This is a genomic window from Streptomyces sp. NPDC046215 (assembly GCF_040646215.1).
GTDB classification, from domain to species: Bacteria; Actinomycetota; Actinomycetes; order Streptomycetales; family Streptomycetaceae; genus Streptomyces; species Streptomyces stramineus.
In genome coordinates, this window is sequence record NZ_JBEYZW010000107.1 from 1 (window position 1) to 22,911 (window position 22,911).

12 protein-coding genes are annotated in these 22,911 nt (G+C 72.9%); 5 read left to right on the forward strand and 7 right to left on the reverse strand.

What is annotated here, in order from left to right; all coding sequences use genetic code 11:
- Positions 1-3,314: SDR family NAD(P)-dependent oxidoreductase (locus ABZ951_RS30100; protein WP_361281221.1), on the forward strand; the 3,314-nt coding region annotated here is incomplete at its 5' end.
- A gap of 108 nt (positions 3,315-3,422) precedes the next feature.
- On the opposite strand, the gene ABZ951_RS30105 is transcribed toward ABZ951_RS30100, so the two are convergent.
- From ABZ951_RS30105 to ABZ951_RS30135, 7 genes are all read right to left on the reverse strand, one after another.
- Positions 3,423-4,280 carry an ABC transporter permease gene (locus tag ABZ951_RS30105; RefSeq protein WP_344084452.1) on the reverse strand — a complete coding sequence of 286 codons (858 nt, stop codon included), beginning with the start codon at positions 4,278-4,280 and terminating at the stop codon, positions 3,423-3,425.
- Between the two features lie 43 nt (positions 4,281-4,323).
- The gene (locus ABZ951_RS30110; RefSeq protein WP_344084449.1) at positions 4,324-5,304 is read right to left on the reverse strand and encodes an ATP-binding cassette domain-containing protein; all 981 of its coding nucleotides are present in this window, start codon (positions 5,302-5,304) and stop codon (positions 4,324-4,326) included.
- A gap of 123 nt (positions 5,305-5,427) precedes the next feature.
- Positions 5,428-8,718, reverse strand: a complete 3,291-nt coding sequence (locus ABZ951_RS30115) for a type I polyketide synthase (protein WP_344084446.1) — start codon at positions 8,716-8,718, stop codon at positions 5,428-5,430.
- A 68-nt stretch (positions 8,719-8,786) separates the two neighbouring features.
- Positions 8,787-8,981 carry a ferredoxin gene (locus ABZ951_RS30120; RefSeq protein ID WP_344084443.1) on the reverse strand — a complete coding sequence of 65 codons (195 nt, stop codon included), beginning with the start codon at positions 8,979-8,981 and terminating at the stop codon, positions 8,787-8,789.
- Positions 8,982-9,061: 80 nt separating this feature from the next.
- A complete protein-coding gene (locus ABZ951_RS30125; protein ID WP_344084439.1) occupies positions 9,062-10,240 on the reverse strand; it encodes a cytochrome P450 in 1,179 nt (392 codons plus the stop codon).
- A 30-nt stretch (positions 10,241-10,270) separates the two neighbouring features.
- On the reverse strand, positions 10,271-11,329 hold the full coding sequence (locus tag ABZ951_RS30130; protein ID WP_344084436.1) for a DegT/DnrJ/EryC1/StrS family aminotransferase: 1,059 nt from the start codon (positions 11,327-11,329) through the stop codon (positions 10,271-10,273).
- 44 nt (positions 11,330-11,373) lie between these two features.
- The gene (locus tag ABZ951_RS30135) at positions 11,374-12,750 is read right to left on the reverse strand and encodes a glycosyltransferase (protein ID WP_344084433.1); all 1,377 of its coding nucleotides are present in this window, start codon (positions 12,748-12,750) and stop codon (positions 11,374-11,376) included.
- A 725-nt stretch (positions 12,751-13,475) separates the two neighbouring features.
- Between ABZ951_RS30135 and ABZ951_RS30140 the strand changes: the two genes are divergently transcribed.
- From ABZ951_RS30140 to ABZ951_RS30155, 4 genes are all read left to right on the forward strand, one after another.
- Positions 13,476-14,078, forward strand: a complete 603-nt coding sequence (locus ABZ951_RS30140; protein ID WP_344084746.1) for a LuxR C-terminal-related transcriptional regulator — start codon at positions 13,476-13,478, stop codon at positions 14,076-14,078.
- Between the two features lie 216 nt (positions 14,079-14,294).
- Positions 14,295-17,108 carry a LuxR C-terminal-related transcriptional regulator gene (locus ABZ951_RS30145; protein ID WP_344084430.1) on the forward strand — a complete coding sequence of 938 codons (2,814 nt, stop codon included), beginning with the start codon at positions 14,295-14,297 and terminating at the stop codon, positions 17,106-17,108.
- Entirely contained in the window at positions 17,105-19,735 is a 2,631-nt protein-coding gene (locus tag ABZ951_RS30150) for an AAA family ATPase (protein ID WP_361281228.1), read from the forward strand. Before ABZ951_RS30145 ends, ABZ951_RS30150 begins: the two co-directional genes overlap by 4 nt.
- The gene (locus ABZ951_RS30155) at positions 19,732-22,470 is read left to right on the forward strand and encodes an AAA family ATPase (RefSeq protein ID WP_344084424.1); all 2,739 of its coding nucleotides are present in this window, start codon (positions 19,732-19,734) and stop codon (positions 22,468-22,470) included. Before ABZ951_RS30150 ends, ABZ951_RS30155 begins: the two co-directional genes overlap by 4 nt.
- Positions 22,471-22,911 lie beyond the last annotated feature (441 nt).

Genomic DNA, 22,911 nt, shown 5'->3' on the forward strand with positions numbered 1-22,911 from the left:
ACGGCCCGTCGTCGGTCGTGGTGTCCGGTGCCGAGGCCGCCGTCGAGGCGATCCGGAAGCACTTCAAGAGCGAGGGACGCAAGACCAGCAGGCTGCGGGTCTCGCACGCTTTCCACTCGCCGTTGATGGAGCCGATGCTGGAGGAGTTCCGTGCGGTTGTGGCGGGGCTGACGTTCGGTGTGCCGACGGTGCCGGTGGTGTCCAACCTGACGGGCCGGCTTGCTGAGCCGGGCCAGTTGGCTTCGGCCGACTACTGGGTTCGTCATGTGCGTGAGGCGGTGCGCTTCGCGGACGGTGTCCAGGCTCTGAGCGCCGAAGGCGTGACGCGGTTCCTGGAGCTCGGCCCGGACGGCACGCTGTCGGCCATGGCGCAGGAGTCACTGCCCGACGGAACCGCCGTCCTCGTCCCCGCCCTGCGCAGGGACAGGGGCGAGGAGACAGCGGTACTCGAATCTCTGGCGCAGCTGTATGTCCAGGGCGTGCGAGTGGATTGGCCGGTGTTGTTCGCCGGCACCAGCGCGCGGCAGGTGGATCTGCCGACGTACGCGTTCCAGCATGAGCGGTTCTGGCCGTCGGGTGGGGCCGTGCGTGCGGGTGATGTGCGGTTCGCGGGCCTGGGTTCGGCGGGGCATCCGTTGTTGGGTGCTGCGGTGGAGCTGGCGGGTTCCGGTGGGTTGTTGTTCACGGGGCGGCTGTCGTCCGCGTCGCCTGCATGGCTTGCTGATCATGTGGTGCTGGGGTCGGTGCTGGTGCCGGGTACGGCGTTGGTGGAGCTGGTGTTGCGGGCGGCGGATGAGGTCGGCTGTGATGTGCTGGAGGAGCTGACGCTCGCCGCGCCGCTGGTGCTGCCTGGTTCGGGTGCTGGTGTGCAGGTGCAGGTGTGGGTCGGTGAGCCGGACGATTCCGGTCGTCGGGCGGTTGCGGTGCACTCACGTGAAGGTGAGGAACCGTGGACGCTGCATGCGAGCGGGTCCGTCACCACAGGCGTCCAGGCAGCGGTCTTCGATACGTCCGTATGGCCCCCGCGGGACGCCGAGGTTCTCGATGTGAGCGGCTGCTACGAGCAGTTCGCGGAGTCCGGGTTCACCTACGGCCCGGCGTTCCAGGGCCTGCGGGCCGCCTGGAAGTCCGGTGACGAGATCTACGCCGAAGTCCGGCTTCCCGAAGGCGTCGACGGCGCTGCCTACGGTCTTCACCCGGCACTCTTCGACGCCGCGTTGCACGCGTCGGTGTTCGGCGGGGGAGACGGTGAGGGAGGTGTTCCGTTCTCGTGGACGGGCGTCTCGCTGCACGCGTCCGGCGCCTCGCACGTCCGCGTTCGTATCCGTACCGTCGGCGGTGGGATATCGATCGCGATCGTCGACTCCGCCGGCTTGCCGGTCGCTTCGGTGGACTCGCTGGTCGTGCGTCCGATCTCTTCCGACCAGCTGCGGACCGGCGACCGGGCCTCCCTCTTCAAGGTCGACTGGACCGGCGTCCAGCTCACGGACGAGCCCGTCACCTCGCTCGCCCTACTCGGCAAGGACGCCGAGGGCGTCTTGAACGGTCTCACGCTCCAGGCCCATGCGGACCTGGACGCCCTGGCCGAGGCCGGCGTCACCGACGCCGTACTCCTGCCGCCCATTGCAGGGCCCGCCGGAACGGTGGAGTCGGTCCATGCCGCCACCGCCCGGGCGCTGGAGCTGGTGCAGTCGTGGCTGGCCGACGAGCGGTTCGCGGACTCGCGCCTGGTGTTCGTGACGCGTGGCGCGTCGGCCGGCGGTGACCTCGCCGGTGCCGCCGTCCAGGGTCTGGTGCGTTCCGCGCAGTCGGAGAATCCGGGGCGTTTCGTCCTGGTGGATCTGGGAGGCGATGCCGATCTGACGGCGTTGCCGCAGGCGCTTGCCACGGATGAGCCTCAGCTCCTGCTCCGTGACGGTCAGGTGCTCGCTGTCCGTCTCGCCCGCGTGCGGAGGCAGGACGTCGCGGATGTCGCCCGGGACTCGAGCGGCACGGTCCTGATCACCGGTGGTACGGGTGGTCTGGGCCGGACGTTGGCCCGGCACCTGGTGGTTGAGCGCGGGGTGCGGAGTCTGCTGCTGGTCAGTCGTAGCGGCCTTGCGGCCGAGGGGGCCCGGGAGCTCGTCGCCGAGCTTGCGGAGCTCGGTGCGGACGCCGTCGTGGAAGCCTGCGACGTGACCGACAGCGCGGCCGTGGCCGATCTCGTGTCCCGGTATCGCGTCAGCGCTGTCGTGCACACCGCCGGTGTTCTTGACGACGGCGTCATCGGCTCCCTGACCCCGGAGCGGCTCGCGGCCGTGCTGCGGCCGAAGGTGGACGCGGCCTGGAACCTCCACGAAGCGACCAGGGACACGGACCTCGACGCGTTCATCGTCTTCTCCTCCGTAGCGGGCACCTTCGGCAGCGCGGGCCAGGCCAACTACGCGGCCGGCAACGCCTTCCTGGACGCCCTGGCCCACCACCGCCGGACGCAAGGGCTCCCGGCCGTCTCGCTGGCGTGGGGCCCTTGGTCCCAGGAAGGCGGCATGACCGGCACTCTCACGGAGGCCGACCTTCAGCGGATCGCCCGTTCCGGGATGCCCGAGCTGACGGCCGAGGAGGGCGTGGCGCTCTTCGACACCGCTCTCGGCACCACCGAGCCGGTGGTGCTCCCCGTCCGCCTGGACCTCGCGGCCCTGCGGGCACAGGGCGAGCCCCTGCCGCTCCTGCGCGGCCTCATCCGGACACCGGGGCGGCGGACCGCGGCTGCCGGTGCGGGCACCGAGGCCGCGGCCGGCTTCGCGCAGCGGCTCGCGGGGCTGTCCGCGGCGGAGGGACGCGAGGTCGTGCTGGAGGCCGTACGCGGTCAGGTCGCGGTCGTACTGGGCCACGACGGTGCCGCGGAGATCGCCCCGGAGCAGGCGTTCCAGGACCTCGGCTTCGACTCCCTGACCGCGGTCGAACTCCGCAACCGGCTGAGTGCCCTCACCGGCGTCCGGCTGCCGGCGACCCTGCTCTTCGACTACCCGACGCCCGTGGAGCTCGTCGGGTACCTCCACACCCTGATCGCGCCCGAGCCGCCCTCCGGCCAGGAGGCTCTCCTGGGTGAGCTCGACAGGCTGGAGAAGGCCTTCGGCGGGCTCGATGTCACGGAGGAGATCCACGAGCAGATCGCGGGCCGCCTGGAGGTGCTCAGGACGAAGTGGGGCGCCCTGCGGGACGCCGCCGTGGGAGCCGGCCGCGACGGGTCCCCGGACGAGCAGGACTTCGACTTCGAGTCCGCCTCCGACGAAGAGGTCTTCGACCTCCTCGACAACGAGCTCGGCCTGTCCTGACACGACGAAGCGGCCCGTACCGGAACTCCCGGTACGGGCCGCTTCGTTTCGGGCCGCTGCCCTGTGGATCGTCGGCGGAGCCGAAAGAGCCCAAGGCAGCGAGTCGGCTCAGAGCGGACGGCGGAAGCCCACCGCCGCGAGTACGCCGCCCACGACGGCGACACCGACGCTGATGAGCAACGCGGGCACCACGGCCCCGGCGCCGGGCAGGTCGAGCGCGAGGGCGCGCGTCGTGTCGATCGCGTACGTCAGCGGGTTGGCCTTCGCGACCGTGCCCAGCCACGTGGGCAGGTCGGCGATCGGGACGTAGGCGCTCGAAGCGAACAGCAGCGGGAAGATCGCGATGACCGCGAGGTTCTGCATGGGCTCCGCCCGCCGCAGCCACGCGGCGGCCGCGATGAACGCCCACCCCAGGGTCCAGGTGATGAAGAGCACCAGCCCGGCCGAGGCGACGAGCTTCCCCGTGCCGCCCTTGGGGGAGTAGCCGAGAACGGTGACGGCCAGCACGATGACGATCACGATCTGCACCGCGGCCCGGACCAGGTTCGACAGGCTGCGGGCGATCAGCAGCGAACTGGGGTGGATGGGTAGGCAGCGCAGCCGGGCGACCATGCCGTTCTTGAGGTCGTCCACCACCCCGATCCCGGACTGGATCGCGGAGTGCACCGCGTTGTCCACCAGGACCGCCGGCATCACGAAGTCGAGATAGCTGATCCCCTTGGGGAAGTGCGGCGGCATGCCCATCCCGCTGAACACCTGGGTCAGCAAGAACAGCAGGATCACGGGCTGGGCCAGACCGAAGACGATCACGCCGGGGTCGGTCACCAGCGCCCGCAGCGACCGGCCGGTGAGTACCCGGACCTGGGTGAGGAACGAAGTGCCGTCCCACGCGACCGCCGGCCCCGGGGTGTCCTCCGGGGCCGGCGGCGTCGAGTCGGGTTTTGCGACGACCTGTTGTGTGGTCATGGAGCCTCCACGATCTGTGCGTTGAGCGATGTACGCGAACGAATCACGAAGCGAATCCGGTGGGCCGCTCGGCCAGGGTGAGGTAGACGTCGTCGAGGGTCGGTTCCCCGAAGGACAGCTCCGTGACCTCGACCCCCGCCCCGTCGAGGGCCCTGATCACGACCGCGGCGTCCTTCGAGGCTTCGATGACGACGACGATCGTGCCGTCCGCGCGCTCCACCATCGGCTCCAGGCCCGCCCGCCGTACGGCCTCGCAGGCCACGACCGGGTCCGCCCCGTCCTCCGGGGTCACCGTCAGGGTGCGCCGGCCCACCTTGGACTTGAGCTCGGCGGCGGTGCCGCTGGCGATCACCGCGCCGGCGGAGAGCACGGCGATGGAGTCCGCGAGCCGGTCCGCCTCCTCGAGGTACTGAGTCGTGAGCAGGACCGTGGTGCCCCCGGCGACGAGGTCTTCCACGATCTCCCACAGGTTCAGCCGGCTCGACGGGTCCAGGCCCGTGGTCGGCTCGTCGAGGAAGACGACGTCCGGGCGACCGACGAGGGAGGCGGCCAGGTCGAGCCGCCGGCGCAGCCCGCCTGAGTACGTGCCCGGCCGGCGCGCCGCGAAGTCCTGGAGGCCGAACAGCTCCAGCAGCTCATCGGCCCTGGCGCGGGCCGACTTGCGGTCCGCGCCCAGCAGCCGGGCCAGCAGGACGAGGTTGTCCCGCCCCGAGAGCTGGGCGTCGACCGAGGCGAACTGGCCCGTCAGCCCCACGCGTTTGCGCACCTCGTGCGGGTCGCGCGAGACGTCGAAACCGGCCACCGCGGCCCGTCCCGAAGTGGGTGGCAGGGCGGCGGTGAGGACATTGACGAGCGTGGTCTTGCCCGCTCCGTTGTGTCCGAGCAAAGCGAGTACGGTGCCCCGGCGCGCGGACACGCTCACCGAGTCCAGTGCGCGCAGGGAACCGAAGACCTTGCTGACGCCGTCCGCCTCGATCATGATGTCTTCGCCCGTCCGGGCGGTAGGTCGAGCGAGCCCGCTCATGGCTGATCTCCCGCAGAAGAGTGTTCCGAGTGCCGCGCGGGGGATTCCGGGCGGCGTGTGCCGTGGATGCCGGGGCCCACAGAGCGGGGGCGCGGGCCCCGGGAAAGGGACCCGCGCCCGCCGTCAGCCCATCGCGTCCATCAGGCGGAACAGGTCGTCGTCACTGGCCGATGTCAGGTCGAGAACGCCGCTGGTGGAACTGCCCGCGCCGCCGCCCCGCCCCGCCGTCACCGCCTTGAGCCGCGCCACCGTCTCCGCGGAGAGCTCCGCACCCGCCGTGAGCAGAGACTCCAGCTCGGCCACGACGGAGTCCATGTCGCGCACCGGGGCGGCCGTGCGCGAGAGCCTGTCGCGTACGAGCCGGACGACGGAGTCCGGTGTGGGGTGGTCGTACACGAGCGTGGCCGGAAGCCGCACGCCCGTGGCCGCGGTGAGCCGGTTGCGCAGCTCGACCGCGCTCACCGAGCTGATGCCCATGTCCCTGAACGCCGCTCTGCCCGCCTCGGCCGATGGCTCCTGCTCGCCGAGCACCGCTGCGGTCTCGGTGAGAACCAAGCCCCGTATGAGTGCGTCCTGTTCGCCTTCGCCGAGGCCGGTCAGCCGGGCGGCGAGCTCCGATGGATCGTCGTCGCCCGGTCCGTCGTCGGTGACGACGGTGAGGGCCGCCGGGTCCGTGGGGGCGGACGCCAGCCAGAACCGCCGTCGCTGGAAGGCGTAGGTCGGCAGGGGAACGGGCCGCGCCCCGGGCAGTACCGCGCGCCAGTCGACGGGAACACCATGGGCGTGCATCCGGGCGACCGCGGTGAGCAGGGCGTGCGGTTCGCTTTCTCCGGCGCGCAGGCTCGGCGAGATGGTGGCACCGTAGCCGGGTTCGGCGGACTCCAGGCACTCGTCGATCATCGGTGTGAGTGCCGGATGCGGGCCCAGCTCCAGGAACCCGGTGACGCGTTCGTCGTGAAGCCGGTCGACTGCGTCCTTGAAGCGCACGGAATCCCGCAGGTGCCGCACCCAGTAGTCCGGATCGTGGGCGTCCTCGGTGGTCATGTGCCTGCCGGTGACGGTCGAGACGACGGGGACGGCCGGAGCGGAATAGGACAGGGTGCGGGCGATCGCGCCGAGCTCCTCCAGCAGGGGCTCCATGAGCGGCGAGTGGGCGGCGCCCCTCACCGCGACCCGCCGGGACTTGTGGCCGGCGGCGTCGAGCCGGTCCGTGAGTGCGGCCAGGGGAGCCTCGGCACCCGAGAGCACGAGGGAGTGCGGCCCGTTCACGGAGGCGATCGACACCGGGTCCGGCAACTCCGCGAGCCACGGAGCGAGGTCGCTCTCCGAGATGCGGACCGCCGCCATCGCCCCGCCGGGCGGCAGCGCGTCCATCAGCCGGCCCCGGGCCGCCGACAGAATGCACGCGTCCTTGAGGTCGAGCCCGCCCGCCACGTGAACGGCGGTGGTCTCGCCGGCCGAGTGCCCCACCAGGCGGTCCGGGGTCACGCCCCAGGATTCGAAAAGCCGGTACAGGGCGACCTGGACGGCGAACAGCGCAGGTTGCGCGTAGGTGGCGTCGTCGAGGAGGACCGCCTCCTCGGAGTCCGGATCCGCCCACATCACCGACATGAGCGAACGGTCCAGCAACGGGTCCATGGCGGCGCACACCTCGCGCAGAGCGGATGCGAACACGGGGAACGCCTCGGCCGCGGCGCGCCCCATGCCGGGCCGCTGGCCGCCCTGCCCGGGGAAGACGATGGCCAGCCTTCCCGGCGGAGAGTCCTCGGTGGTGACCCCGGCGGCCCGCTTGCCGTTCCCGAATCCCGCCGTCGCGGACAGCAGTTCCGCCCGTCCGGAGCCGCTGATGACGACCCGGTGCCTGTGCCGGGCGCGTGTGGTGGCCAGCGAGTAGGCGACGTCCTGCGCGGACAGCCCGAGGTCGGCCTGCACGCGCTCGGCCAACCGTTGTGCCTGAGCACGGAGCGCCGCCCGGCTGCGGGCCGACAGGATCCAGGACGCGGTCGCCCTGCCGCTCGGTTCCGGGACCTCCGCGGTGTCGGTTTCCGCGACGTCCTCGGCCGGCGCTTCCTCCAGGATCACATGGGCGTTGGTGCCGGTGAGCCCGAACGAGGACACGCCGGCCCGGCGCGGCCGTCCGCTCTCCCGCGGCCACGGCCGGGCCTCGGTCAGTACGCGTACCGAGCCGGCGGACCAGTCAACCCGGGACGTCGGCGCGTCCACGTGCAGGGTTTCGGGCAGCAGGCCGTGGTGCATCGCGAGCACCGTCTTAATCACCCCGACGGCTCCGGCGGCGGCCTGCGTGTGCCCGACGTTCGACTTCACCGATCCCAGCCACAGCGGGCGTCCCTCGGGCCGCTCTCTGCCGTACGTGGCGAGCAGGGCCTGGACCTCGACGGGGTCGTCGAGCGGTGTGCCGGTGCCGTGGCCCTCCACGGCGTCGACGTCCCGCGGCGCCAGCCGCGCGTCGGCCAGGGCCTGACGGATGACGCGCTGCTGCGCGGGCCCGCTCGGCGCGGTGAACCCGTCGGAGACGCCGTCCTGGTTCACGGCGGAGCCCCGTACGAGCGCCAGGACGCGGTGCCCGTTGCGCCGGGCGTCGCCGAGCCGCTCCAACAGGAGCAGCCCCGCCCCCTCGGACCATACGGTGCCGTCGGCGCCGTCCGCGTAGGCCCTCGATCGGGAGCCGCGGGACAGAGCGCGCAGCCGGGAGAAGTGCGTGAACGGCGCCGGTGATGCCATGACGGTGACGCCGCCGGCCAGCGCCAGGGAGGACTCGCCCGACCGCAGGGACCGGCACGCCAGGTGCAGGGCGACGAGGGAGGACGAGGAGGCGGTGTCCACCGTCAGCGCGGGGCCCTCCAGCCCGTAGGTGTACGCGATGCGTCCGGAGGCCGCGCTCCCGGCGGTCCCGGTGCCGAGCATGCCCTCCAGCGCGCTCTGCCCGACGGAGGAGTTGGCGGCGTAGTCGCGGTGCGTCGCGCCGGTGAACACGCCGGTGCGGGTTCCCTTCAGGGCCGTCGGTTCGATGCCCGCCTGTTCGAAGGTCTCCCAGGCGACTTCGAGGAGCAGCCGCTGCTGCGGGTCGGTCGCCGTCGCCTCCTGGTCGGACATGCCGAAGAAGCCCGCATCGAAATGGCCGGCGTCGTGCAGGAAGCCGCCTTCGCGCGCGTAGGTGGTGCCGGGGCGGTCGGGGTCGTCGTCGAAGAGCCGGTCGAGGTCCCAGGCGCGGTCGGCGGGGAAGCCGGACATCGCATGGGCCCCGTCGGCGAGCAGGGCCCACAGGGCCTGGGGGGAGTCGGCTCCGCCGGGCAGCCGGCAGGCCATGCCGATGATCGCCACCGGTTCGTCCGGGGCCGGCGCGTCGTGCGCGGCAGGCGGATCAATCGCGTGGTCATCTGTGCTGACGGACACCTTCACTCCCGGTTTTCAAGTGCTTTCATCGGTGGGGGACGCGGTCGGAGGATCACCCGGGTCGGATATCAGTCCTCGTGCACGGTGATCGCCTGGGACGGGCACAGGGCACCCGCGAGCCGGATCGGGGACTCCTTGCCGGCGCCGGGCCCGGCGTCGAGGAGGGTGACCAGCCCGTCCTCGTCCTGGTCGAAGACCTCCGGCGCGGACAGCACGCACTGGCCCGCTCCCACGCAGCGGCCGGGGTCGACGGTGATGCGCATATGGTGTCTCTCTCCTGCGGTCGGGTTCGGGGCCCGCCGGGCGGCCTGCGGCGCGTTCGGCGGGCGGGGCCGGACGGCGTCTACCAGCGGACCGGCAGTTCGTGCAGACCGTGCACCACGCCGTCATGCTTGTAGGGCAGCCCTTCGGCGGGTACGGCGAGTTCGAGGGTGGGGATGCGCTCGAAGAGCTTCCGGTAGGCGATCTCCATCTCGACCCGCACCAGGTTCTGCCCCAGGCACTGGTGCACGCCGTAGCCGAAGGCCACGTGGTGCCGGGCGGGCCTGGAGGGGTCGAACATGTGGGGGCACGCGAAACTGGTCTCGTCGTGGTTGGCCGCGGCCACCAGGGGCACGATGCCCTCGCCCGCCCTGACGAGCTGCCCGGAGATCTCCACGTCCTCGACCGCCACCCGCAGGGACACCAGGTCGGCGACCGAGTGGAAGCGCAGCGTCTCCTCCACGGCCCGGTCGTCACCGATCCACTGAGGGTTCGTCAGGAGTGTGAGGACGCCCAGCGCTATGTTGTTGGCTGTCGTCTCGTGGCCGGCGATGAGCAGGAGCATCAGCACGCCCGACAGCTCGTGCGGGGCGATCGAACCGGTGGCCAGCAGCCGGCTGACGAGGTCGTCGCCGGGCCACTTCCCTTTGATCTCGACCAGCCGGCCGATGTAGCGCAGCAGATCCTTGGCAGCGGCCTGCCGCTGCTGGTCGGTCGACGCCCGGATGGCGACCAGGGTGCGCGTCCTGGACTCGAAGAACTCGCGGTCGGTCGGCGGCACGCCGAGCAGCGCAGAGATCACCAGGGACGGGATGGGCAGCGCGAAGTCGGCGACGAGGTCGGCGGAATCACCGGCGGCCAGCATGGCGTCCAGACGCGCCTCCACCGTGAGCTCGATCGCCGGCCGCATCTCCCGCACGCGCCGGACGGTGAACTCCGGGATGAGCGCCCGGCGGAACCGGTCGTGCTCCGGGGAGTCCAGCCCCACGAACCAGCCCGGGATCTGCGCCTGCTTGGGCACCCCCAGGCTCTCGCCGACGTTCGGGAAGCCCTGGTGATCGGGGTTGGAGCTGATCTTCGGGTGGGTCAGTACAGCGCGTACGTCCTCGTGCCGGGTGACCAGCCAGACCCGTTCGCCGTTGGGCAGCCGCGAGGGGACCAGCCCCTCCCGCCCGCGGTAGTCGGCGTAACCGGGTGGTGGGAAGGGCACGCCGGGGCTGCGCAGCGGGAAGTCGACCACCCGTGGTGCGGATTGCGTCATGTGCGGAAAATCCCCTCTCGGACGGGCCGGTCAGCCGACGCCGTAGAACGCGCGGACCCTGCCGATCACGAAGTCCTGGTCGGCGGCGGTCAGCCCGGTGTGGGTGGGCAGGTACAGCCCGTCCTCGGCGAAGTCGTTCGCCTTGAGCGAGGGCCAGTCGGGGTGGAGGTACATGGGCTGCCGGCTCATCGGCTTGAAGAAGAGCCGGGTCTCGATGGACTGGTCGGCCAGGTACGCCCGCAGCTCCTCACGGCGCTCGGCCCGCAGGTCGTACATCCACAGCACGTCCCGGGGCGGCATCAGCGTGATGCCGGGGACGTCGGCGAGGCCCTCGTCGTAGCGCTTCTCGATCGTGCGGCGCGCCGCGAGGATCTCGTCCAGCCGCTCGACCTGGCCCAGGGCGACGGCGGCCTGCATGGCGGTCATCCGGTAGTTGTAAGCGACCTTCTTGTGCAGGAAGTTGTGTTCCTTGGTGAAGGCCATGGCGCGCAGGTGCTCCAGCTGTCCGGCCAGCCTGGGGTCGTCGGTGAGGCAGATACCCCCTTCGCCCGAGGTGATGATCTTGTTGGCGAAGAGCGAGTAACAGGCGATGTCCGCGACCGGGCGGACGCCGTGGGCCTCGGCGCAGTCCTCCACCACGCGCAGGTTGTACTGGTACGCGATGTCCATGATCGCGTCCATGTCGCAGCGCCGGCCGTAGATGTGGACGGGCATGATCGCCTTGGTCCGTGCGGTGATCTTCTCCTCGATGCGGGTGACGTCGATGTTCAGATCGTCCGCGCAGTCGACGAACACGGGCGTCGCGCCGGTGTAGGTGACCGCCCACGCGCAGGCGATCATGGTGAACTCGGGGACGATCACCTCGTCCCCCGGGCCGATGCCCAGGGCCCGCAGGGCCAGGGTGAGGGCGGCCGTTCCGGAGGAACAGGCGACACCGTGCGCGACCGCGTTGTAGTCCGCGAAGGCGCGCTCGAAGCGCTGGATCATCGGCCCCTGGGACGATATCCAGCCGTCCTCGACGGTGGAGGTGACGTATTCGAGCTCTCTGCCGTCCAGGGCGGGCCTCGATACCGGGTACGTGAACGACATCGTCGGTTCCTTCCTCCTTGTGTGCGGCGGGTGTGCGTGTGCGCTCATGCCAGGGCCGGGAGCCCGAGAATCCGGGCGGCCGCGGCCTCCCGGCCGCCCGCCGCGCGCTGCAGTGCCCCGAGCCGCTCCGCGTTCTCGCGGAAGGAGGGGGTGCCCAGCACGCGCTCGATCTTGTCGACGACGTCGCCGGGATGGATGGTCTGCGGCCGGTCCAGGGTCAGGCTGATGCCGAAGTCCCGGCCGCGGACGGCCTGGTCGAAGCAGTCCACCCACAGGGGGCGCACCACGAGCGGCTTGCCGAAGTACACCCCTTCGTTGAAGCCGTTGCCGCCGCCGTGCGTGAAGAACACCTTCACGTTCGGATGGGCCAGGACATCGAGCTGCGAGGGGACCCAGCTCTCGATGCGCAGGTTGGCCGGCAGCGCCTCCTCGGGCGGCAGCAGCCGCTGCTGTTCCCTGGACAGCTTCCACAGCACCTGGTGCCGGCCCACGAGCCGGCGGGCGACCTCCACGATGGAGGCGACCTCCGTGCGGGTCAGCCGGGTGATGGTGCCGAGCCCTATGTAGACGACGGACGACTGTGCTTCCAGCCACCCCGAGAGGTCCACGTCGTGCGGGGCCTCGGGCAGCGGCGGCACCATCGCGCCGACCAGCCGCATCTTCTCGGGGATGTCGAAGGGGTAGTCCAGTTCCGCGATCGAGTTGCACAGGATCAGCTCGGCCTGTTCGATCCTCGCCATGAGGGTGAGCGTCGGGAGGCCGAGCGACTTGCGCCGCCGGTGGTCCGCCAGGAGGGTGCTGCTCATCTTGGGCGTGCAGAACATCGTGACGCCCCGTATTTTGAACAGCTCGTTGCTGACGCGCTGGGCGAGGCTCATCCTGCCCGGCAGCCCGGTGTGCGGGACGGGGAAGCCCCTCGGGGTGTAGCTCTTGCCGAAGGGGGTGAAGGCCGTCAGCACATTGCTCGGCAGGAACGGCACGCTCAGCACGTAGGGGATCCCCCGGGCGACGGCCAGGTCGATCGCGAAGCCGCTGATGCAGTCGATGACCATCAGCGCCGGCTGCACCTCGTCGACGACGGCCGCGAGCCGACGGTACTTCACGTCCTGCAGACCGGGTTTGAAGGACTGCTTGATGACCGCGCGGTGAGCCTTGAAGCGCGAGCTCTGGGTGACCTCGCGGTAGACCTCGTCGCTCCAAGTGACCGCCGACAGCTCGGGGATGACATCGCCCAAGGAGGCGAACTCCACCGCGGAGCGCTCCGCGATCCGCTTCACAGCGTCGCGCCGTGGCTCGTCGGTGGCGAACCAGAGGTCCTCCACTCCCTGGCGGGAGAGCTCGCCCGCCAGGACGAGCAGCGGGTTGAGCAGGCCACTCTCCGGAAGACTGACGAAGAGGATCGGCCGTCGGGCGGAGTCCATGGGTTCCCTTTCAGGGGTGGCGGGGGCTCGTCCAGCACACCCCCGTGCGGGTCGGCTGGCCGTACTCACCTTTGATCTCACGCCGGTTGCCGGGAAACCCCTAGACTCCGCCGCCCGCGGCCCGGTCTTCGTTTCCCGGCGGCCCGCGCGGCCGGTGCCGTGTCCCCCGGTAACGGCCGGTCCGGAGTTCCCGGGCGTTACCGGGGGACACCCGACGCGTTTTTGTCGAGAACGCCGCAACCCGGAGCGGCGCGTACTCGTCCGCGTATTCCGGCGGTGAATTTAATGCGGCAGTGATGTGTTCTTCATTCGCCACGTCACACGGCCCGGAGCCCATTGCCGCGCTCCTCCCCGCAAACCCCGCATGCCGCCGGACGGTAATCGCCTCTGTGCGGAGAGTGAAAACCCGGCCCGGCTGTGGCGCAAAAGGGTGACTATTGGCGGGAATTCAGCCGTACAGGGCCACCGAAGTGGCGGATCGCGACCGAACCTTTTCCGGTCGAGCCGCAGGTTTAAGCGACTTGGCAATGGCGGTCGTTGCTCCCCGCACCAGTGGCTAACTAGCCTTCGATTAATCCCACCGGCACATGAAGTTTCATGAAGGGGATCCACCCTTGCTGAATACAGTCCCCACACTCATTGATTCGGCCCGGTTCGAGGCGGACGGCGACTCGTCGGACCGGGAGGGCAGCGCGGACGTCCGCCAGCGGCCCGACCAGGCCGGCATGTGCCTGGCGGGGCTCGACGCGGCCCTGACCATCCAGCAGGCGAACCAGGAGTTCTTCCGCCAGTTCAACGGCTCCTCGGAGGAACTGTGCGGCCGCAGTATCCGCGACGTGGTGCACCCGAGTGTCCAGCAGCCGCTGTTGCGCCAGTTCTCCCACCTGCTCGAAGGCAAGCGCCAGCGTTTCGACACCCCCGTCATCGCCGTGCGCCCCGGCGAGGGGTCCGCTTTCACCGTTCCCCTCACCGCGGTCGCGGTGCGCGGCGGACTGCCCGGCACCAACGCGATCCTCGTCATGATGCCCACGGCCGGGAACGCCGAGGGGACGCCTGTGGTCACCAACCGGAAGAAGGTGCTGTCCGCCATGGATGCCCGCATCCTGGAAGGCATCGCCGCCGGCATTTCCACCGTCCCCCTGGCCTCACGCCTCTACCTGAGCCCGCACGGCATCGAATACCACGTGACCTGTCTGCTGCGGAAGTTGAAGGTGCCCAACCGTGCCGCGCTCGTCTCCCGCGCCTACTCCATGGGTGTGCTCCGGGTCGGCACCTGGCCCCCTGAGGTCGTGGAGGACTTCGTGAAGCGTGAAGGGAAGGCTTCGTGAAGTGAGGAGGTGCGAGGGCCGGGTACGGACGTCCCCCGCTCCCGACGGCACCAATCCGGCCAAATCTCCCCGCTCTGACTCAAAGCCCTGTGGAATTGTCCAGTTCCTCTCCTTAGTGTCATGCCGACTGGATCATGCAGGCCGATTCCCCCGGGGACCGGCCGCCGGTGCGCCAATCGTCAACGAGGCCGCGGCCGGCTACGTGAAAGGAACGCCGTGGCGGCCAGCACCGAGACACGTCATGAGTCGTCCCAGGACCTCGTCGGCCGCTCCGCCGAACTGAACAGTGTGCTGCGGCGGGCCGCCACGGCCCGGGCGGGAACCGCGCAGGCCGTACTCGTCCAGGGCCCCGCCGGAATCGGCCGGAGCAGCCTGCTGGCCGCCGCCGTCACCCGCCTGCGGGCCGACGGCTTCACCGTACGCACCATCGGCGGCGGGGCCGCCCCCGGCCGGCTCCCCGACCTGCCCGCCCTTCCCTGCGGGCCCGTGCCGACGGAACCCGAGAGACCGTCACCCGCAACGCCCGACCCCTACGCGGAGCGCCGCCGGCTGCACGGCCGCATCCTCCGCCTGCTGGCCGACGGCCCGCTGGCCCTCATCCTCGACGATGCCCAGGGATACGACGAAAAGCTCCTGCACCGCCTGGACTTCGTCCTGCGAAGAGTCGCCGCGCACCCCCTCTTCGTGCTCCTCGCCCAGCGCACGGAGAGCGACGGCCCCGGCAACGCCGTCCTGGCCGAACTGCTGGCCCAGGACCGGTGCACACTGCTGGAGCTGGGGCCGATGAGCGAGCCCGGCACCGGCCGGATGATCGACCGGGCGCTCGGCGGGCCCGTGGACCCGCACTTCGCCCGGCGCTGCGCGCAGATCTGCGGCGGCAACCCCCTGCTGCTCGGGCGGCTGCTCGCCGGGCTGCGCACGGCCGGGATCCGCCCCGACCGCGGCAGCCTGCGCCGGCTGCACACGGTCCACGGCGGCGTACTCGCCTCGCTGATCCCGGACGTCCTGGCCCTCCAGCCCCCTTCCGTACGGCAGGTGGCCACCGCCCTGGCCGTCCTCGGCCAGGCCGAACCCGACCTGCTGAGCGTGTTGGCGGGCGTCTCCGGCCGGCGCGCGGAGGCCGCCCTGGGCGTGCTGCGCCGGTTCGAGGCCGTCGTCCCCGGAGGACGCGGGCCCGCCATGCGCGACCCCCTCCGCGAGGCCGTCCTCACCGGCATGCGGGCCGACGCCCTGCAGGAGCTGCGGGCCCGGGCCGCCCGGCTGCTCAACGACGCCGGCCGGCCGGTCGGCGACATCGTCGGCCAGCTCCTCCACCTGGAACGCATCGACGAACCCTGGATGCTCGCCGTGCTCCGCGACGCCATCGCCGAAGCACCTGGCGACGCCGCCACCGGGGACATTCTCGGCTGCCTGCGGCGCGCTTTGACGGCACGCCGGACGGCGGCCGAACGCAGGGACATCCACCGGGAGCTGGTGAGGGCCTACGCCCCGACGGATCCGGCCGCCGCGCTGGAGCACCTGCACGAGGCCCTGGCCGCCGCCACGGACGCCCGGGAGAGGGCCGCCATCGCCATGGGCTACGGCCTCTCGGCCGTCGGAACCCACCAGGCGGCCGACGCCGTGCGCACCCTCGGGCGCGTCCTGGACGACCTCGACGCCGACCTGGGCCCCGACCCCGGGCCCGCCGACCGCGAACTCCGCACCACCGTCGCCTCGGCACTCCTGGTCACTGCCGTCAACGACAAGACGGCCATGTACCGGGCTCGCGAACGGGCCCGCACCTGGACACCGCCGCGTGGCGACAGCCCCGCCGAGCGCCAGTTGCTGGCCGCCATGAGCACCATGGCGAGCCTGGACGGCAGGTCGGCCGAGGAAGCGGCCGCACTCGCCCGCACGGCCCTGCGGGTCGAGGAGGCCACCGGCTCCGGCTGGTGGATCGTCGGCTGCTCCACCGTCCTCGCCCACGCGGACGCCGCCGACGAGGCACTGGCCGCCCTGGAGCGCTTCTGCGCCGGCGGCTCCGCCCGCCACGGCGGATGGGTACAGGTATGGGCGCGGTCCGTCCGGTCCCTCACCCTCCACGACACCGGCGACATCAGCGGCGCCCTGTACCACGGGCGGGCCGCGGTCGCGCTCGCCGAGCAGGCCTGGCCGGGCGACCCCGCGCCCACGCCCCGGCTCGCCCTGAGCGGTTCCCTGCTCTCCGCGGGCCACACCGCCGAGGCATGCCAGGTACTGGACGAGGTCGTGCGCACCGACGCCGTGCTCGAACGCCGCATCTTTGATTGGCACCACTACCTCTACACCCGGGGCCGGGCCCTGCGCGAACAAGGCGACCTGGAAGGCGCCCTGGCGGCGTGGCAGCGGTGCGGACGCAGCCTGGAGGAAGCCGACGTGGCCAACCCGGTCATGGCCCCCTGGTGGCTGCCCGCCATCACCACCCTCGTCCGCCTCGGCCGGCCCGCCGAGGCCGCCGCGGTCGTCGAGCGGATCCAGCCGGCCGTACGGCGCTGGGGCACCCCCCGGGCCCTCGGCCAGGGCCTGCTCGCCGCCGCCTGCGTCGCCGAGGGCCGCGCCCGGCTGCGGCTGCTCGGCGACGCCGTGGACACCCTGGCTTCCTCCCCGGCCCGTCTGGAACTCGCCAAGGCCGAATTCCAGCTCGGCCACGAACTGCTGCGCCACGGCGACGCCGACGGCGCCCGCCGCCACCTGCGCCTCGTCATCGAAAGAGCCACGCACAGCGGGTACCACCTGCTCGCCGCCACCGCCCGCCGGCTGCTGGTCAGCGCGGGCGGGCGGATGCCGCAGCTCGCCGCCAACCCGCTCGACTCCCTCACCGACAGCGAGCGCCGCGTGGCCGCCCTGGCCCGGAACGGAGCGAGCAACAAAGAGATCGCCGCGACGTTGTTCATCACCACCCGCACCGTGGAGATGCACCTGACCAACGTCTACCGCAAACTCGACGTACGCGGCCGCGCCGAGCTGCCCGGCGGCCTCCGCCCCGCCGACCTGCTGGCTGCGGGCCGATGACCGGGACGACCGACACGACCCCGCCCCCCACCGGCCGGCCGTCCGGCGGCGGCCCCGACGGCCCCGGTGATTTCTCGCCGCTCACCGGCCGCGAGGAAGAAGAGGCCCTGCTCCACGCCGCGCTTCTGCGGCTGAGCCAGGGGCGGCCCGCGCTCGCCGAGGTGCACGGCCCGCCCGGCATCGGCCGCAGCGCCCTGCTGGACCGCGCGGTCGTCCTGGCCGGACGGGCCGGCGTCCGGGCCGTTGCCGCCCAGGCGTGCCCGGAGGAAGCCGACGTGCCCTACGGCCTCGCCGGGCAACTGCGCGGCGCCCTGGCGCGCGGCGGCCACGCCACGGCACCGCCACCCCGGCCGGGCGTACGGCACGATGAACGGGCCGCCCTCTGCACCGAGTTCCTCGCCGCCGCCCGCACCGAGCCGCTGCTCCTCGTCATCGACGACGTCCAGTGGGCCGACCCGGCGTCGCTGCGCTGGCTGCAGAGCCTCGCCCGCCGCCTCGCGGGCACCTGCCTGATGCTGCTCACCGCCCGCAGCGACGCCTCACCCGCCGGCCCCGACGACCGCATCGACCCCTGCCCGCTGGACGGCGACCGGACCGTCGACCGGCACATCCTTCCCCTCGGCCCCTTGCCGGACCCGGCCGTCGGCCGACTCCTCGACCGGGCCTGGCACACCCCCGCCGACCCCGCGTTCCAGGAGGCGGCGATACGCGCCGTCGACGGAAACCCCGCGCTGCTGCGCGCGGTCGTCAGCCGGTTCGCACGCCACGACTGGCAGCCGACCGCCGAACACCTCCACCGACTCGCCGACTGCGCCGCGGAGTCCGTCGAGCAGCGCACCCGGTACCTCCTCGCGGAGCTGTCCGAGGAACTCCGCGACGTCCTGCGCGTCGTCGCGGCCGCCGGGCCCGACTGCACCCACTCCATGATCACCGCGCTCGCCGGGGCACGCGCCACGCACGCCCTCGCCCAGCTCTCCGGCACCGGCCTGCTGGTCCCCGGCGACCGGCCCGCCTTCCGGCACCCGGCGGCGGCCGGGGCCGTCCTGGCCGGCCTGAGCGTCCGGAGCCGCGAGGACCTCCACAGCCGCGCCGCCGCGTGGGCGTACCGGACCGCCGCCCCCGACAGCGCGGTGGCCCGTATGCTGCTGAATGCGCGGCCCGGCGAAGCCGACTGGGCCGCCGGACTCCTGCGCGGCGAGGCGGCCCGCCACCGCGCCGCCGGCCGGCCGGCCGAAGCCGCCCGGCTGCTCCGGCGCGCCCTGCTCGAACCGGCGCCGCCCGACCGGCGCGCCGACCTGCTGACCGAACTCACGGCCGTCCTCCCGCCCTCCGACCTCGAAGCGGCCGGCCGGCACCTGCGCCAGGCCCTGCTCGCGTCCGCCGGCGCCACCGCCGGCCCCGCCTCCGTCCGCATCGCCGAACTCCTCGTGGCCCACGGCGACACGGCCGCCGCTCAGCCGATGATCGCCTGGGCCGCCGGGCGTGCCGCACCGGACGGCGACGACGCGAGCGCCCTGCGCGCCCTGTACTGGCTCGCCGAACAGAGTGAACCGGAAGCCGCCCACGAGCCGGACCGCGCCGCGGTTCCGCCGCTGCCCCTGTGGCCCGCCGGACCCGCGGAAGCCGCCGCCGCGGCCTGGCGCACCGCCCTGCGCGGCCAGGACATCGGCCGCGCCCGCCGGCTGGCCCGTACCGCCCTCGCCCCGGACGCCCGCCGTGGCACGCCGCTCCTCCTCCGGGTGGTGGCCTGCCACGCGCTGGTGCTCAGCGGCGACCACGACGAAGCCCGTACCGCCCTCGACACCGTGGTGGTGGAGGCCCGCTACGCGAACGTGCGGCCGGTGGCCGGCCTGGCCCTGCTCGTCAGCGGTCTCGCCGAACTGGGCAGGGGACGGCCCGAGGCCGCCTCGGACGCGCTGGACCGGGCCCGGGAGACCATGTCCGGCCACCACGGGCCCCCGTTCCCCACTCCGGGGCTGACCGCCCTCGAGGCCCTGCTGCGGCTGGAACGGGGCGAGCCGGACGAGGCCGAACGGCTGCTCGCCCTGACCGGCCCGCACGGCACCGGGGCCGGACTGACCGGCGCCCTCCTGTGCTACGCCCGCGGCCGGACCCACCTGGCGCGCGACCGCCGGGAACAGGCCCTGGCAGATCTGCTGGAGTGTGGCCGCAGGCTGCTCGCCCGGCAGGCGACCAACCCCGCCCTCCTGCCCTGGCGCCCGGCCGCCGCCTCGGCCTGCGTCTCGCCCGCCGACCCCGTGGCCACCGCCCTGCTCGCCGAAGAACAGCACCTCATGCGCGCCTGGGGCGCCCGCGACACCCCGGTGGACGGCGAACGGCACCCCGGCCCCGCCGCCCCACCCGACCGCCGCACCGCCCACCCCCGGGCCCGCGACGACCGGCCGCTCACCACCACGTCGGCGCCCCGGCGGCAACTGACCGCCGCCGAAAGACGGGTGGCCGTACTGGCCGCCGACGGCCTGCCCAACCGGGCCATCGCAGCCGAGCTGTTCGTCACCCCACGCGCCGTCGAACTGCACCTGACCAAGACCTACCGCAAGCTGGGCATCCAGGGCCGGCCCGAACTGGCCGCCGCGCTGGGGCACCGACCGAAAGCGAGACCATGACACCCCTTCGCGGCCGGCAACGCGAACTCGACTTGATCACCGCTGCGATGGAGTCCGCCCACCGGGGCGACGGCCGCCTGCTGGCCCTGGCCGGCGGCATCGGCAGCGGGAAGACCGCCCTGCTGCGACGGCTGCCCGCGCTCGCCGGACCGCGCGGCCTGCGCGCCCTGACCACCGGCTGCGCGGCACGGGAACAGGACTTCCCCCTGGGCGTCGTGAGCCGGCTCCTCGACCCGCTTCCCGGCTGCCGGTCCCTCGACCTTGACCTCGACCCCGGCCCGGACCGGTCCGCCGAGCTCCTCTCCCACGTCGTCGAGTACAGCGCGAACAAGCCCCTGCTGATCCTCGTGGACGACCTCCAGTGGGCCGACCCCGCCTCCCTGCGCTGGCTCGGCGGGCTCGCCGGACGGCTGCCGGGCCTGCGCGTCACCGTGGTCGTCAGCGTGCGGGAGGGCGAGCCGGGCGCGGACGCGCCACCCGTACAGGCACTCATCGAACGCGCCTCCTGCTGCCTCTGGCTGGCCCCGCTGTCGGTGAAAGCCGTCGCCGCCCTCGTCGCCGACCACCTGGGCCGCCCGGGCCGCCCCGCACAGATCGCCGCCCATCACGAGGCGTCGGGCGGCAACCCCCTCTTCCTCACCGCGGCCCTGGCCGACCTCACCCCGGACGGGCCGCGGGCCGGGCATGCCCCGGAACCCCGGCACGTCGCCCTGCGCGAGCGCCTCGCCGTCGCCCTGCGCTCCCAGCCCGAACCGGTACGCCGCCTCGCCCGGGCACTGGCGGTCCTCGACGAGGAAACCGGACTCGAACTGGCCGGCCGCCTCGCGGAACTGGACACCGCGGGCAGCGAGGAGGCCGCCCGCTGCCTGCGCCGCCTCGGCCTGCTGACCGACGGCCCCGCGCCCCGCCTCGTCCACCCCTCCGTACGGGAAGCCGCCGAGGAGTCGATGACACTCGCCGAACACGAGGACATCCACCTGCGCGCCGCCCAACTGCTCTACAGCGACGGCCACCCGGCCGAACGCGCCGCCGCCCAGCTCCTCGCCGTCACCTCGGGCACCAACGGCTGGACCGTCGAGGTGCTGCGGTCCGCCGCGACCGCCGCACGGCGGCGCGGAGCCCCCGCGCAAGCCGCCTGCTACCTGCGCCGCGCCCTGCTCAGCAGTTCCTCGTCCGGTGCCGACCGGGCGGCCCTGCTGCTCGACCTGGCCGCATCGGAGCGCGACGTCGACCCGCAGGCCGCCCTGCGCCTCCTCTCCCAGGCGCTCCTCCTGCTCCCCACACCCACGGGGCGCGCGCTCGCCGCCGCCCGTACCGCGCCCTCCCTGCTCGGCGGCTGCCCCTCGCCGGTCATCGACACCATCGCCAAGGCAGCCGCCGAACTGGGCGACCCGGACGGGCTCACCGGCGTCGAACGCCAGGCCGCCCTGCGGCTGGAGGCCCGGCTGCGCCATGTCGCTGTGGCCGGGCCCGGCGAAATCGCCCGCTGCGCCGAGCGGTTACGGGCTCTCGGCGGTACGCCCCCGATGGGCACCGCCGCAGAACGCGAATTGGCCGCCGTGCTCCTGTACGGCGCCACCGTCACCCAGCGGATGTCCGCCGCGGAGGCCGCCGTCCAGGCCAACCGCGTCCTCCAGCACGAACCCGCGGCCCCCGACCACGTCCATACCGGGCTGACCCTCCTGTGCGCGGTACTGACGGCCGCGGAGTCGCTGGAAACCATCGGCCCCTGGCTGACGACCGCACGGGAACGTGCCCGCCGGGACGCGACTCCCGTCCCCCGGGCGACGATCGCCGTCGAGCTCGCCCACACCCTGCTGGCCCGGGGACGGCTGCAGGACGCCAGGACCCACACCGAGGAGGCCCTCGCCCTCGGCGTGACCGAGTGGGCCACGCTGCCCTCCCTGACCGCCGTCGTCACGGTCGCCCTCCACAGCCGGGACGCCGGACTGACCCGGCGCCTGCTCGCCCACCGGCACGAGACCGGCGACCACGACTTCCGGCCCTCCCCCCTCCAGCTCCTCAGGGGATCCGTCGCGGCGGCCAAGGGAGACCCGGCCACGGCCCTGGAGTACGTCCTCGACTGGGGCCGCTCGGCGGAACGCGCCGAGTGGCGCAACCCCGCCCTCGCCCCCTGGCGCGCCTGGGCGGCCGGGCTCCAGCACCGGCTGGGCCGGCTCCAGCCGGCCCACGACCTCGCCGACGAGGAGTACGAACGGTCCGTGGCCTGGGGCACCCCCACCGCCATCGGCCGCGCCCAGCGGGTCCGGGGCGCGATCACGGCGGGGGAGCGGGGCATCGAGCTGCTCCGTGAGTCCGCCGACACCCTGGAGCGGTCCGTGAACACCATGGAAACGGCGCGGACCGACCTGCTCCTCGGCCGGCGGCTGCTGGCCGCGGGCCGATTCGCCGAGGGCGAGGTCCGGCTGCGCCGGGCCCGCGACCGGGCCCTGTCCTGCGGTGTGCCGTGGATCGCCGAGCAGGCGTGCCGGGAACTCGCCGACCCGGCCGGTTCCCGGAACCCGGTGGCGGTGGCGGCGCTCACCCGGGCCGAACGCAGGGTCGCCGGGCTCGCCGCCCACGGCACACCCAACAAAGAGATCGCGGAGCGGCTCGAAGTGAGCTCCCGAGCCGTGGAGAAGCACCTCACCAGCGCCTACCGCAAGCTCCACGTCGCCGGACGGTCCGAACTGGCCGTGCTGGCACCACTGCTGCCCGGGCCGGAGGGCGACTGAGCGGTACGGTACGGGCCGCCCCCTCCGTACCGAACCGAACCGAAGCCCGCGGAACCGCGGGCGACCGAACCCCCGGGCCCGGTGACCACAGGGTTAGTCCGGCCCGGCCCGGATCGCGTTGACATGCCTCACACGGTGTCCATAGCGTCCATTCCGGACCGGATCATGGCGAGAAACCTCCCCGGCTGTGTTATTCCGCCGACTCTCGGATCCGCCTTCCTCTCCCCGAAAGTTCAGGAGACACAGCGTGTCAGCACACCAGCATCTGTCACGTCGCCGCATGCTCGGCCTGGCGGCCCTGGGCGCCGCGGCGCTCGCCGGCCAGAGCACGATCACCGCCGCCCCCCGGGCGGGGCGGGGGGCCGCCCGCGCCCGGGGCGCGCCGGCGGTGGCCGCGCGGCTCCTGGGGAGGTTCGAGGAAGCGGTGTGTAGGGTGCGGGG